This window comes from Pseudomonas sp. LBUM1653 (assembly GCF_059716115.1).
The window spans coordinates 1725274-1738279 of sequence record NZ_CP166803.1 but is presented as its reverse complement, the minus strand read 5'-3'; the positions used below and the strand labels follow the sequence as shown (position 1 = coordinate 1738279).

General features: G+C 61.2%; 12 protein-coding genes and 1 pseudogene. 8 read left to right on the top strand and 5 right to left on the bottom strand.

Annotated features, from left to right (window positions below; genetic code table 11):
* Together ACA054_RS07980 and ACA054_RS07975 are read left to right on the top strand one after the other, a co-directional pair.
* On the top strand, window positions 1-2160 hold the full coding sequence (locus ACA054_RS07980; RefSeq protein ID WP_497688913.1) for a type I secretion system permease/ATPase: 2160 nt from the start codon (window positions 1-3) through the stop codon (window positions 2158-2160).
* A gap of 9 nt (window positions 2161-2169) precedes the next feature.
* Complete coding sequence (locus ACA054_RS07975) at window positions 2170-3534, top strand: HlyD family type I secretion periplasmic adaptor subunit (protein ID WP_497688912.1); 1365 nt, start codon at window positions 2170-2172, stop codon at window positions 3532-3534.
* A gap of 149 nt (window positions 3535-3683) precedes the next feature.
* On the opposite strand, the gene ACA054_RS07970 is transcribed toward ACA054_RS07975, so the two are convergent.
* Window positions 3684-4280: a tRNA-uridine aminocarboxypropyltransferase gene (locus ACA054_RS07970; RefSeq protein ID WP_497688911.1), complete on the bottom strand. Its 597-nt coding sequence runs from the start codon at window positions 4278-4280 to the stop codon at window positions 3684-3686.
* Between the two features lie 5 nt (window positions 4281-4285).
* Window positions 4286-5179 carry a LysR family transcriptional regulator gene (locus tag ACA054_RS07965; RefSeq protein ID WP_046816836.1) on the bottom strand — a complete coding sequence of 298 codons (894 nt, stop codon included), beginning with the start codon at window positions 5177-5179 and terminating at the stop codon, window positions 4286-4288.
* Window positions 5180-5483: 304 nt separating this feature from the next.
* On the opposite strand from ACA054_RS07965, the gene speB reads away from it, so the two are divergent.
* The 6 genes and pseudogenes from speB (at window position 5484) to ACA054_RS07935 (ending at window position 11111) form a co-directional block, all read left to right on the top strand.
* Window positions 5484-6434 carry an agmatinase gene (speB, locus tag ACA054_RS07960; RefSeq protein ID WP_497688910.1) on the top strand — a complete coding sequence of 317 codons (951 nt, stop codon included), beginning with the start codon at window positions 5484-5486 and terminating at the stop codon, window positions 6432-6434.
* Between the two features lie 9 nt (window positions 6435-6443).
* The gene (locus ACA054_RS07955) at window positions 6444-6866 is read left to right on the top strand and encodes a YybH family protein (protein WP_497688909.1); all 423 of its coding nucleotides are present in this window, start codon (window positions 6444-6446) and stop codon (window positions 6864-6866) included.
* A gap of 54 nt (window positions 6867-6920) precedes the next feature.
* Window positions 6921-8438 (top strand): purine-cytosine permease family protein, encoded by a 1518-nt coding sequence (locus ACA054_RS07950; protein ID WP_497688908.1) that lies wholly within the window; start codon window positions 6921-6923, stop codon window positions 8436-8438.
* A 163-nt stretch (window positions 8439-8601) separates the two neighbouring features.
* Window positions 8602-9981: a sodium:solute symporter family protein gene (locus ACA054_RS07945; protein WP_497688907.1), complete on the top strand. Its 1380-nt coding sequence runs from the start codon at window positions 8602-8604 to the stop codon at window positions 9979-9981.
* A gap of 85 nt (window positions 9982-10066) precedes the next feature.
* Window positions 10067-10792, top strand: a complete 726-nt coding sequence (locus ACA054_RS07940; protein ID WP_497688906.1) for an MBL fold metallo-hydrolase — start codon at window positions 10067-10069, stop codon at window positions 10790-10792.
* A 68-nt stretch (window positions 10793-10860) separates the two neighbouring features.
* A pseudogene (locus tag ACA054_RS07935) lies at window positions 10861-11111 on the top strand (acyl carrier protein).
* Window positions 11112-11184: 73 nt separating this feature from the next.
* On the opposite strand, the gene ACA054_RS07930 reads toward ACA054_RS07935, so the two are convergent.
* The 3 genes from ACA054_RS07930 to ACA054_RS07920 form a co-directional block, all read right to left on the bottom strand.
* The gene (locus tag ACA054_RS07930; protein ID WP_007914492.1) at window positions 11185-11313 is read right to left on the bottom strand and encodes a PA1414 family protein; all 129 of its coding nucleotides are present in this window, start codon (window positions 11311-11313) and stop codon (window positions 11185-11187) included.
* 186 nt (window positions 11314-11499) lie between these two features.
* A complete protein-coding gene (locus ACA054_RS07925) occupies window positions 11500-12432 on the bottom strand; it encodes a DMT family transporter (protein ID WP_497688905.1) in 933 nt (310 codons plus the stop codon).
* A gap of 163 nt (window positions 12433-12595) precedes the next feature.
* On the bottom strand, window positions 12596-12988 hold the full coding sequence (locus ACA054_RS07920) for a DUF2177 family protein (protein WP_497688904.1): 393 nt from the start codon (window positions 12986-12988) through the stop codon (window positions 12596-12598).
* Window positions 12989-13006: the final 18 nt, after the last annotated feature.

The following is a 13006-nucleotide window of genomic DNA, read 5'->3' as shown; positions in this document are numbered from 1 at the left end:
GTGACCAGCATGGAAACCGCCAACACCGGTGTCGATCCACGCCTGAGCTTCGATGACCCGCTTCTGGACGGTCTGTTGATCCTCTGCAAACTCCACGGCGCGACGGTCAGTCGCGCCAGCCTGAGTGCCGGGCTACCTATGGCACACCAACGCCTGAGCCTGGACCTGCTGCCCCGCGCAGCGGCCCGGGCTGGTTTGCAGGCGCGCCTGCTGCGCCGCGACTTGAAAGACATCTCTGCACTCAACCTGCCAGTTCTGCTGTTGCTCAACAACGGCCGTACCACCGTGCTGCGCCGCTATGGCGAGGATGGCCGGGTCCTGGTCCTGCCCAGCGAAGCCGATGGCGGCGAACAATGGACCACCGCACAAGAGCTTGCCGAGCACTACAGTGGCCAGGCCCTGTTTGCCCGGCCACGGCATGAACTCGAAGACCTTCGTTCACCGCTGGTGCCGCGCGTAGAGGCGTGGTTTCGCGACACCCTGAAGCTGTCGAAATGGTTGTACAGCGATGCGATCCTGGCGAGTTTCCTGATCAACCTGCTGGGGCTGATGGTGCCGCTGTTCGTGATGCAGACCTACGACCGCGTGGTGCCGAACCAGGCCACCTCGACCTTGTGGGTGCTGTCCATCGGCCTGCTGATCGGCACCGGTTTCGAACTGGTGCTGCGGGTGGTGCGCGCGCATTTGCTGGACACCGCAGGCAAGAAGACCGACGTGATTCTCTCGGCGACCCTGTTCGAACGCATCACCGGCATGGCGATGAAAGCCAAGCCTGCGACCATCGGTGGGTTCGCCCAGAGCATTCACGATTTCCAGGGCCTGCGTGAGTTCCTCACCGCCGTGACCCTCACCAGCCTGATCGACCTGCCCTTTGCCGTGTTGATGCTGGTGGTGATCGGCCTGTTGGGCGGCTGGCTGGTGGTGATTCCGCTGCTGGCGTTTCCGATCACGATCATTTTCGCCATGATCATTCAGTCGCGCTTGCGCGACACCGTGCAGAAAAGCCTGAGCCTGGGCGCCGAACGCCAGGCCTTGCTGATCGAAACCCTCGGCGGCCTGGAAACCCTCAAGGCCTGCAGCGCCGAAAGCGAACGCCAGCACAAATGGGAAAGCACCCACGGCGCTCTCACCCGCCTCGACAGCCATGCGCGTAACCTCTCGGCACTGGCCACCAACGGTACGCTGTTCATCCAGCAGTTTTCCGGCATGGCGACCATCGTTGCCGGGGTCTACAGCATCATCGCCGGCAACCTCAGCGTCGGCGCGCTGGTGGCGACCTACATGCTCGGCAGCCGGGTACTGGCGCCGCTGGGACAAATCGCCGGCCTGATCACGCGCTACCAGCAAGCGCAGCTGACCATGAAAAGCACCGACGCGCTGATGTCCCTGCCGCAAGAGCGCGATGCCAAACAACGGCCGCTGGAACGCACACAACTGCAAGGCGCCCTGGATGTGGTTGGCGTGACCTTCCACTACAACGGCCAGAACGCCCCGGCGCTGGCCAACATCAGCTTCAGCGTGAAACCCGGCGAACGGATCGGCATCATCGGTCGCAGCGGCTCGGGCAAAAGCACCCTGGCACGCCTGGTGATGGGGTTCTACGAACCGGCGCAAGGCCAATTACTGCTCGATGGCCTGGACCTGCGGCAACTGGACGTCGCGGATCTGCGCCATCAGATCGGCTACGTCGCCCATGACCTGCCGCTGCTGGCCGGCAGCCTGCGTGACAACCTGACCCTGGGCGCGCGCTACATCAGTGATGCGCGCATGCTCGAAGTGGCCGAACTGACCGGCGTCACCGAACTGGCCCGGCAACACCCGCAAGGCTTCGACCGCCCGGTCGGCGAGCGCGGGCAGTTGCTGTCCGGTGGTCAACGCCAGGCGGTGTTGCTGGCCCGGGCGTTGTTGCTCGACCCGCCGATCATGCTGCTCGACGAGCCCACCAGTGCCATGGACAACAGCAGCGAAGACGCCTTGCGGCAAAAACTCCACCCCTGGGTCCAGGGCAAGACCGTGCTGCTGGTAACCCATCGCACCTCGATGCTCAGCCTGGTCGATCGCCTGATCGTGCTGGACAACGGGCGGATCGTCGCCGACGGCCCGAAAGAAGCAGTCATCGATGCACTGCGCAAGGGCCGTGTCGGCTCTGCGGCCGTCTAGGAGTTGCCTATGTCTGCTTCATCGGATTCTTCGAAAGCACGTGGCTACTTCGACAGCTTCGGCAAAAGTGCCGAAGTCGAATTCATGCCGGAAACCGCCGGTGCCTCGTTGCAGGACTCCCCACGCTGGTCGCGGATCACCGTGTGGCTGGCCGCCGCGTTGCTGATCAGCGCGTTGGCCTGGGCCAAGTTCGCGGTGCTGCAGGAAGTTACCATGGGCGAAGGCAAGGCGATTCCGTCGAGCAAGGTTCAGGTGATCCAGAACCTCGAGGGCGGCATCGTCACCGAGATCTTCGTGCGTGAAGGGCAGATGGTGAACAAGGGCGACACCTTGCTGCGCCTGGACGACACGCGCTACCTGTCGAACAAGGGCGAAAGCGAGGTCGATCGCTACGCGCTGACCGCGCAGGTCGAGCGCCTGTCGGCCGAAGCCGAAGGCCGGCCATTCAAGCTGTCAGAAGAAGTGATCGCCAAGGCGCCACAAGTCGCCGAAGACGAACGCTCACTGTACGAACAGCGGCAACGTCGACTGGCCAGCGAACAACGCACGCTGACAGAGCAACTGCGGCAAAAAACCCAGGAACTGGCGGAGTTTCGCTCGAAAGCCGGGCAATACGGCTCCAGCCTGGCGCTGGTCAATCAGGAAATGAACATGTCCGAGCCACTGGTCAAGACCGGCGCCGTATCGCCCGTGGAGATTCTGCGGCTCAAGCGCAGCGCGGTGGAAATCCGCGGTTCGCTGAACGCCACCACCCTGGCCATTCCCCGGGCGGAATCGGCGATTGCCGAGATCAGGAGCAAGATCGACGAGTCCGAACAGTCGTTCCGCTCGGACGCCGCGAAAGAGCTGAATGAGAAACGCACCGACCTGTCGAAAATTACAGCCTCGAGCATTGCCATCGACGACCGCGTGACCCGCACAACGGTGCTCTCGCCGGTCAAAGGCATCATCAAGATGCTGAAGGTCAATACCATCGGCGGCGTGGTCCAGCCGGGCAGTGACATGGTGGAAATCGTGCCGCTGGAAGACAACCTGCTGATCGAGGCCAAGGTCCGGCCACAGGACGTGGCGTTCCTGCATCCGGGCCAGAAAGCCATGGTCAAGTTCAGTGCCTACGATTACACGATCTACGGCGGCTTGAGTGCCAAGCTGGAGCTGATCGGCGCGGACACCATCACCGATGACAAGGGCAACAGCTTCTACCTGATTCAGGTGCGCACCGACAAAAACCACCTCGGCGGGGACGCGAAACCACTGCTGATCATTCCGGGGATGGTGGCGACGGTGGATATCATTACCGGGGAGAAGACGGTGCTGGATTATCTGCTTAAACCGGTGTTGAAAGCGCGGACCGAGGCGATGCGGGAACGGTAGTTACCATTCAAGATTTGTTGTGTTGGTTCCACCGCTTTCGCGAGCAGGCTCGCTCCCACATTGGCTCTTCGGTGAACACAAATTTTGTAACCATCGAAAATCCCCTGTGGGAGCGAGCCTGCTCGCGAAGGGGCCCGCAAAAACACCGACTATTTCGGCCCATGATTGCGCTGAAAAGTCTCCTCCCCCATCGCCGCAATCTGCCCCTCGATCAAGGCTTCAAATGGCCTTAACAAAGGCTCGAAAGAAGTCGGCGCCTCAAGGGTTTCCAATACCTGCACAATCGCCTCCACCGTCGACAACGCTCCCGGTCCCGGCGCCTTGCGCAGTCGATAACGCGACACCCCGCCCTCGGCCAGCGTCACCCTCGGCAACGCTGCCAGCAATGGATTGAGATGCAGCATCTTGCGCGCCTTGCGCCAGGTGCCGTCGGGGACGACCAGCAACAACGGCTCATCGGTGTCGGCATAGGCCTGCATCGGCCGCGCGTCTTCCCCGGGAAACAGCAACCGCGCCTGATACCCAGGCTGATTCAACAACCTCGGCAGATCCTCGAACACCTCACCGACGATCAACTCGGCATTCTTCAACCCAAGCGCCGCCAACCGCGCGGTATTCAGTGCATGGTTCACTTCGCTCGGATGTTGCAACAGCAACACCCGGGTGCGGCTGTCGAGGCTGGGAATCAGCGGGCACAGGCAATGGCTTTGCGGGCGCAGACAGCGCGGACATTGGATTCTCGACATCTTCTTCACGCCTGATTGAGTTGTGCTTTGAGCAGGTCGCGAAAGGTCTGGATCAGCGGCTCACGGCTGCGGCCCCGGCGCACGATCATCGAGAACGGAGCCTGATAACCGAAGGTGGCCGGCAGCAGTACGCGCAGGTCGCCCTTGTCGGCCCACGCCTGGGCGTAGTGTTCCGGCAAGTAACCGATGTAGGCACCGGACAGCACCAGAATCAGCTGCGCCTCCATACTTTCCACGGTCGCGGCACTGTGCTTGAAACCGTGACGGGCCAGTTCGGCCTGGCTCCAGTAACCGCGACCGACCATGCGTTGCTGGGTGATGACTTGCTCGGGGATGCGCCGCTCATTGAACAGCGGATGCCGCGTGCTGCAATACAACCAGTGCTGTTCGCGGTACAGCGGCATGTACACCAGACCGCTCATGCGTGTGGAAAAAGCACCGATGGCCAGGTCGAGGCGGTTGTCCTGCACGCCCAGTTGCAGTTCGTAGGGGCTCATCACCGACAGGTGCAAGTGCACCGCCGGGTGCTCCTGGCTGTAGGCGCCGATGGCTTCGGCGAACGGCAAGGCCTTGTCGCTGACCGTGGAGTCGATCACCCCCAGGTTCAGCGTGCCGCGCAATTCGCCCTTGAGCGCGGCGGCATATTGTTCGAAACCTTCGAGCTCGGCTAACAGACGCAGGGTTTCCTGATGAAACAGTTCACCCTTGCTGGTCAGGCTGAACCCGCCACGGCCGCGATGGCACAGCACCAGGCCCAGGGCGGATTCGAGCTGGCTCATATAGGTGCTGATGGCGGACGTCGAGAGGTTGAGTTCCTGCTGAGCGTTGGCGAAGCCCTGATGACGCACCACGCTGACGAAAATGCGCAAAAGTTTGAGGTCGGGTAAAGCGTTGGCCATGAGGGCTCTCTCCAAAGATCGTTCCCACGCTCTGCGTGGGAATGCCGCCTCGGACGCTCTGCGTCCGCTTCACGGCTGTGACGCGGAGCGTCACGGGATGCGTTCCCACGCAGAGCGTGGGAACGATCGTGGTGAAGTCTATCGTCCCCATCACCATTAGTTTAGAAAAATCTGAACTAAGTATTTGCCCGTAGCGATTCTTCCCGGCCACTACATTTCGCAGAATCGGCACCTACTCGTGGTACCCGTCCTTCCGTGAACGGTGTAACCCAATAAATAAAACAACGACGATGAGGCCCTACCCGTGGACAAGATTCTTCACCAACCACTGGGCGGCAACGAAATGCCGCGCTTCGGCGGCATCGCCACCATGATGCGACTCCCCCATGTACCGACCGCTGCAGGTCTGGACGCTGCTTTTGTCGGCGTGCCGCTGGACATCGGTACCTCCCTGCGCCCTGGCACCCGTTTCGGACCTCGCGAAATCCGCGCTGAATCGGTAATGATTCGCCCGTACAACATGGCCACCGGTGCCGCGCCGTTCGACTCGTTGTCGGTTGCCGATATCGGCGACGTGGCGATCAACACCTTCAACCTGCTGGATGCCGTACGGATCATCGAAGAATCCTACAACAACATCCTTGAACACGATGTGATCCCCCTGACCCTGGGCGGCGACCACACCATCACCCTGCCGATCCTGCGTGCCATCCATAAAAAGCACGGCAAGGTCGGCTTGGTGCACATCGACGCCCACGCCGATGTGAACGATCACATGTTCGGCGAGAAAATCGCCCATGGCACCACCTTCCGTCGCGCCGTTGAAGAAGGCCTGATCGACCCGGACCGTGTGGTCCAGATCGGTCTGCGCGCCCAGGGCTACACCGCTGACGACTTCAACTGGAGCCGCAACCAGGGCTTCCGTGTGGTTCAGGCCGAAGAGTGCTGGCACAAGTCCCTGGCGCCACTGATGGCCGAAGTGCGCGAGAAAGTCGGCGGCGGTCCGGTGTACCTGAGCTTCGACATCGACGGTATCGATCCGGCCTGGGCACCTGGCACCGGCACCCCGGAAATCGGTGGCCTGACGACCATTCAGGCAATTGAAATCGTTCGCGGCTGCCAAGGCCTCGACCTGGTGGGTTGCGATCTGGTAGAAGTCTCGCCCGCTTACGACACCACCGGCAACACCTCGCTGCTGGCCGCCAACCTGCTGTACGAAATGCTCTGCGTACTGCCTGGCGTGGTCCATCGCTGAGGATCGGTCATGAATGAACGCGATCAGGTTTTGAAAGCGGCTGCCGATCTGGTGTCCGCCTTCGCCCGCAACGATCGCGAAGCCTACTTCGGCGCGTTCAGCGCCGACGCCAGCTTCGTCTTCTACACCCTCGAACAGCCGCTGCTGTCGCGCGATGCCTACCAGGCATTGTGGGACAGCTGGCGTGCCGAGGATGGCTTCGAGGTGCTCTCGTGCACCTCGAGCAACGCCTTCGTCAGCCTGCAAGGTGACGTGGCGATTTTTATCCATGACGTGGCCACCGAGCTGCGCATGCTAGGGGAGCAACACTTCAGCCAGGAGCGCGAGACGATTGTTTTCAAGAAACAAGCGTCTGGCCAAGAACAACAAGGCCTATGGCTGGCCTGCCACGAACATTTGTCCGCGATGCCGGAAGGGCTGCCAACCCCTTAGCCAAACAGGTGACGCTCACACACGATGAGCGCGCCTTTATGATCGGAGCAGATCATGAATAACAAAAACAACGAAAACAACGAAAACAGCCTTAGCATCGAAACAAACGGGGTCGAACAGATCCCGGACAATGAGCGCACCGCCCGGCCCAGCGACCTGTTTCGCTTGATCTTCGGTGGCGCCAACACCTTTGCAACCGCCGTGCTTGGCAGTTTCCCGGTACTGTTCGGCCTGTCTTTCCAGGCGGGCGTATGGGCGATTGTGCTGGGTGTGGTGCTCGGTGCATTGATCCTCGCGCCTATGGGCCTGTTCGGTCCGATCAACGGCACCAACAATGCCGTGTCTTCCGGCGCTCACTTCGGTGTGCACGGGCGCATCGTCGGTTCCTTCTTGTCGCTGTTGACCGCCATCGCGTTCTTCTCGCTCTCCGTCTGGAGTTCGGGCGACGCACTGGTAGGCGGCGCCAAACGCTTGATCGACCTGCCGGAAACCGACCTGACCCTGGGCCTGGCCTACGGTTTGTTCGCGCTGCTGGTGTTGACGGTGTGCATCTACGGTTTCCGCTTCATGCTGTGGGTCAACCGCATCGCGGTGTGGGCGGCCAGCCTGTTGTTCCTGCTGGGCATCTTCGCTTTTGCCCCGGCGTTCGACAGCCAGTACGCCGGCACTGTGGCCATGGGTCAGGCCGGTTTCTGGGCTGCGTTCATCGGCGCTGCGTTGGTAGCCATGAGCAACCCGATTTCCTTCGGCGCGTTCCTCGGCGACTGGTCGCGCTACATCCCGCGTGAAACGCCGAAAGGCCGGATCATGGTTTCGGTGATCGCTGCGCAACTGGCCACGCTGATTCCGTTCCTGTTCGGCCTCGCCACCGCCACCATCGTAGCGATCAAGGCACCGGACTACATCGCGGCCAACAACTATGTCGGCGGCTTGCTGGCGGTATCGCCGAGCTGGTTCTTCCTGCCGGTATGCCTGATTGCGGTGATCGGCGGCATGTCCACTGGTACCACCTCGCTCTATGGCACCGGCCTGGACATGTCCAGCGTGTTCCCTCGGGTTCTGTCGCGGGTCAAGGCCACCCTGCTGATCGGTGTGATGTCGATTGCCTTCATCTTCATCGGTCGCTTTGCGGCGAACCTGGTGCAGAGCGTGTCGACCTTCGCCGTGCTGATCATCACCTGCACCACCCCGTGGATGGTGATCATGATCATCGGTCTGCTGGTGCGTCGCGGCTTCTACTGCCCGGATGACCTGCAGGTGTTCACCCGCGGCGAAAAAGGTGGCCGCTACTGGTTCACCCACGGTTGGAACTGGCGAGGTTTGGGTGCCTGGATCCCGAGCGCGGCCGTCGGCCTGTGCTTCGTGAACCTGCCGGGGCAGTTCGTCGGACCACTGGGCGAAATGGCCGGCGGTATCGACATCAGCCTGCCGGTAACCCTGGGCCTGGCCTCGCTGGTGTACCTGGCGCTGCTGAGCCTGTTCCCGGAATCGAGCGCGGTGTTCGGCCCGAATGATTCTCGCAGCAAGAGCACAAGCATTACGACAAAACCTGAACTGCGTCAGCCGGCCTGATGCAGATCCACCTGTGGGAGCGAGCAGGCTCGCGAAGATGGCGGCACATCCAACATAGATGTAGCTGACAGAACGCTTTCGCGAGCAGGCTCGCTCCCACAGAAAGCAGCCCCACAGAAACGACTTTGTTTCACATAAAAAAGACAATCGGAGACACGCTACAATGGCTTTGGATTTATTCGTCGTACTCATCTACGCCGCCGCGATGCTGATACTCGGCTATTACGGCATGCGCAAGGCCAAGACCAACGAAGACTTTTTGGTCGCCGGTCGTAACCTCGGCCCGAGCCTGTACATGGGCACCATGGCCGCCACCGTCCTCGGCGGCGCGTCCACCGTGGGCACCGTGCGTCTGGGCTACGTGCATGGCATCTCCGGTTTCTGGCTGTGCGCCGCACTGGGCTGCGGGATCGTCGCGCTGAACCTGTTCCTCGCCAAACCGCTATTGAAGCTGAAGATCTACACCGTTACCCAGGTGCTGGAAAAACGCTACAACCCGATGGCCCGCTCCGCGAGCGCGGCGATCATGCTGGCGTACGCACTGATGATCGGCGTGACCTCGATCCTGGCGATCGGCACCGTGCTGCAAGTGCTGTTCGGCTTGCCATTCTGGGTCTCGGTACTGCTCGGCGGTGGCGTCGTGGTGATCTATTCGGCCATTGGCGGCATGTGGTCGCTGACCCTGACCGACATCGTCCAGTTCGTCATCAAGACCGTGGGCCTGATGTTCATCCTGTTGCCAATCTGCCTGTACCGCGTCGGCGGTTGGGATGAACTGGTGTTGAAACTGCCGGCGGCAAGCTTCAGCTTCACCACCATCGGCTGGGACACCATCATCACCTACTTCATGATCTACTTCTTCGGCATCCTGATCGGTCAGGACATCTGGCAACGGGTGTTCACCGTCAAGACCGCCAAAGTGGCCCAGGTCGCCGGTACGGTCGCCGGTGTCTACTGCATCCTCTACGGTCTGGCCTGCGCCCTGATCGGCATGGCGGCTCACGTACTGATTCCGGATCTGGACAACGTCAACAACGCTTTCGCCGCGATCGTAAAACTGTCCCTGCCGGACGGTATTCGTGGCCTGGTGATCGCTGCCGCTCTGGCCGCCATGATGTCCACCGCCAGCGCCGGCCTGCTCGCCGCCGCCACCACCCTGACCGAAGACCTGCTGCCAAAACTGCGCGGCGGTAAACAGTCGAGCCTGGGTCTGAATCGTCTGGTCACCCTGCTGACCGGTATCGTGGTGCTGGGTATTGCCTTGGTGGTGAACGACGTGATCAGCGCCCTGACCCTGGCCTACAACCTGTTGGTGGGCGGCATGCTGATCCCGCTGATGGGCGCCATTTTCTGGAAGCGCGCCACCACCGCCGGCGCCATCGCCAGCATGGGCCTGGGCTTCGCCACCGCGCTGCTGTTCATGTTCAAGGACGGCCTGGACGCCAACACGCCGATCTACTACAGCCTCGGCGTAGGCCTGGTGAGCTTCGTGGTGGTCAGCTTGCTGTCCCGTCGCCCGGCGATGCAGGCAAGCGCCGCCTAAGCTGAATATAACGACTTGATGCTTTCTTCGACGAGTGTGGCGTCGGTTGCCACACTCGTTTTTTTTCGCCTGAAGGAAACTGCCCATGAAGATCGTCAGCAGCGATCAGTGGTTCGAAGTCAAACAGCTCAGTGATGGCATCCGCCTGATTCACGAGCCCTACATTCGTCCCTTCTATCGCTGCAACCTTTGGCACATTCAAGGCCGCGACAAAGACCTGTTGCTCGACAGCGGCTCGGGGCTGGTCAGTCTGCGTGAACAACTGCCGTGGATCACCGAGCGGCCCTTGGTAGCGGTGGCCAGTCACTGCCATTTCGATCACATCGCCGGGCACCACGAATTCGCGGAGCGCCTGGTGCACCCCGCCGAAGCGGATATCCTTGCCGCACCGGACGGCGATAACGACTTGAGCAAAGCCTTTGTCGGCGACGACATGTTTGAAGCGCACCCCGATTGCCCATTGTGCTACGCCGAGTATCGGGTCAAGGCCGCACCAGCCACCGCAACCATCGACGAAGGCGATGTCCTGGACCTGGGTAATCGGGTGCTGCAAGTGCTGCACACGCCAGGGCACTCCCCGGGCGGCATCAGCCTGTACGAAGCGGCAACCGAGACCCTGTTCAGCGGCGACATCATCTATGACGGGCCGTTGATCGAAGATGCCTACCACTCCAACCTCGACGACTACGCACGCAGCCTGCAGCGCTTGCGCGCCCTGCCGATCCGTACGGTACATGGCGGGCATTTCGGCAGTTTTTCCGGGGAGCATCTGCGCCACATGATTGACCAGTGGCAACGCTCGCACGCCTGAAGCCTGCTGTACTCAACCTCAGCAACAAACAGCAGGGACGATCACAACAACGCCGTCGAAGACCTTCCATGAAAAGAGCTGCCGTGCGTGCCACCATCCATCACTTCATCAGCCGCCTGCTTGAAGGTCGGGATGACTTCGACGACAACGCCAGCCTGGCGCAATTGGGATGGATAAAGCGGATATCGAAGACCTGATCTTCCATCTGGAAGACGAACTCGGCTTGACGGCATTTACCGCCGAGGAAGACCGGATGCTCAAGACCGCCAGGACGGCGAACGACTTGAGCCGGTTCTTGATGGAGATCGGGCGGCATTGACCTGGCCGATCTCCCTGGAAGCACTCATTCATCGAGCAGCAGCCCTTGCTGCTGCTGCAAAACGACGTCGCGTTTACCGGCGACGCTGCTGGCGCCGGCGTTGTTCGTCGTCGGTGCGAATAGGCACAGGTTGCAGAGGCGGTTCGATCAAACCGAGTGCAACACCCAGGTCGTGCAGCCAGTTTTGGATTTTCTCTTTCATGATGCCCCCTTCAGGGTAGTGCCGGGCGACCGGAATTCTGTAGTCGCTTCGCACTGATAATAGTCCGAAGTGCCGAGCAATGCTCGCCGAACATAGCAACGATCTGTTACTGAATGGATCACAATCCGACGACATGAGTTCAGCATAGCGCTTTACCGACGGCGGGCAGTTTGCCTGGCAGCCCACTCAAGGCTGCCCAAGCGCTCTGCGCAAACGGCGACGCACCCACTGCTCAGCGCTGACAAAGGTAATCCCCAGCAACACAAGCACGGCACCGATGACGAAATTGAGGCTCAGCGCCTCCCCCAGCAGGACCACCCCGAACGTGACGCCGAACAACGGCGTCATGAATGAAAACACCGCCAGGTTGGCCGCCAGATAACGGCGCAGCAACCAGAACCAGATCAGGTAGCTGAAGAACGACACCACGATGCCCTGGAACAGCACGCTGGCCACCGCCACGCTGGTCAGGCTGACATGGGTGATCTGGCCGCTGAGCAACGCAATCAAAAGCAGGCCGACGAAACCGACGATCAACTGGTAGAACAATGTCAGGGTCACCGGCGCCTCCGACAAACGCGAAGCGCGCACCACCACGGTGGTCGCCCCCCAGCAAGCCCCCGCCAGAACGCCCAACGCATCGCCCAGCAACATGCGGCGATCGAGGTTATCCCAGGACAACCCTGCGGCAAACGCAATACCGATCCCGATGAAGGCCAGGAAAATGCCCAACCATTGCACAGGCCGCAAACGCTCACTCGGCAACAACCAGTGCACGCCCAACGCCGTGAAAATCGGCGCGGTGTAGAGGAACACCGACATGTGCGCCGCCGTGGTCAGTTGCAGGCCTTCGGAAATGAACAGGAACTCCAGGCCAAACAAGGCCCCGGCCAACAGCCCGCCGCGCCAGGTGGCGCCCACCTGATCCCAGCCCCCCTTCCAGCAGATCAACAACCCCACCAGCAGCGCGGACATTCCCGAACGTCCGGCTGCCTGCATGACCGGCGCAATATCGGGTGCCGCCCACTTGATCATCACCTGCTGAATGCCCCAGACCAGGCACAACCCCACCATCACTTGCAGGGCAAATCCATCGGCGCTACGCCGGGTGGCGCTCACCTTGATACCTCGACAACACAGAACATGGCAGTGGCTCGACAGTCAAAGCAAAGCCCCAGGTTGCTTGTTGAACACACGACGCCGGGGCGGAAGAATTATGCAGTCGATTATTAACCAGATGGACAGAAAATGCCGCCTGTCCGAGACCCTGTACGCGAAGACGTCACGACACCTTGCGCGCAGCCCAGTACCCAACGCAGCAGGCGACGCAGGTGGCGAACGCCCCCCACGCCATGTCCAGCAACGTCACCTGGGCCGGCCATCCTTGCAAGGTCGCCCAGTTGATCAGGTCATAGGTGCCATACGCCACCAGGCCCAATATCGCACCCAGCCGCGCGGCGCGCTGCCAGCTTTGCGCCGGCAGCACCACGAACACCACACAACCGAGTACATACAAGGGATAAAACACCGCTACCGGGGCCAGCAGCGGTTGGTCGCGCATCAACGCACCGAGTTGCGCACGGTAGATCGGCGCCATCAGGAGTCCGAGCCAGAGGCCGTCCAACAGCACAAACGCCAGCAACGTACCGATGTAGGCTGCGAGCGTTTTCTTCATGGCAGCGGACCTTCTCGG

Bases quoted from the DNA above. Each gene is read 5' to 3' on its own strand.
- ACA054_RS07940 (WP_497688906.1), top strand. From the start codon at position 10,067: ATGAAGATCGTCAGCAGCGATCAGTGGTTCGAAGTCAAACAGCTCAGT.
- ACA054_RS07955 (WP_497688909.1), top strand. From the start codon at position 6,444: ATGAATGAACGCGATCAGGTTTTGAAAGCGGCTGCCGATCTGGTGTCC.
- ACA054_RS07975 (WP_497688912.1), top strand. From the start codon at position 2,170: ATGTCTGCTTCATCGGATTCTTCGAAAGCACGTGGCTACTTCGACAGC.
- ACA054_RS07965 (WP_046816836.1), bottom strand. From the start codon at position 5,179: ATGGCCAACGCTTTACCCGACCTCAAACTTTTGCGCATTTTCGTCAGC.
- ACA054_RS07945 (WP_497688907.1), top strand. From the start codon at position 8,602: ATGGCTTTGGATTTATTCGTCGTACTCATCTACGCCGCCGCGATGCTG.
- ACA054_RS07970 (WP_497688911.1), bottom strand. From the start codon at position 4,280: ATGTCGAGAATCCAATGTCCGCGCTGTCTGCGCCCGCAAAGCCATTGC.
- ACA054_RS07950 (WP_497688908.1), top strand. From the start codon at position 6,921: ATGAATAACAAAAACAACGAAAACAACGAAAACAGCCTTAGCATCGAA.
- ACA054_RS07930 (WP_007914492.1), bottom strand. From the start codon at position 11,313: ATGAAAGAGAAAATCCAAAACTGGCTGCACGACCTGGGTGTTGCACTC.
- ACA054_RS07920 (WP_497688904.1), bottom strand. From the start codon at position 12,988: ATGAAGAAAACGCTCGCAGCCTACATCGGTACGTTGCTGGCGTTTGTG.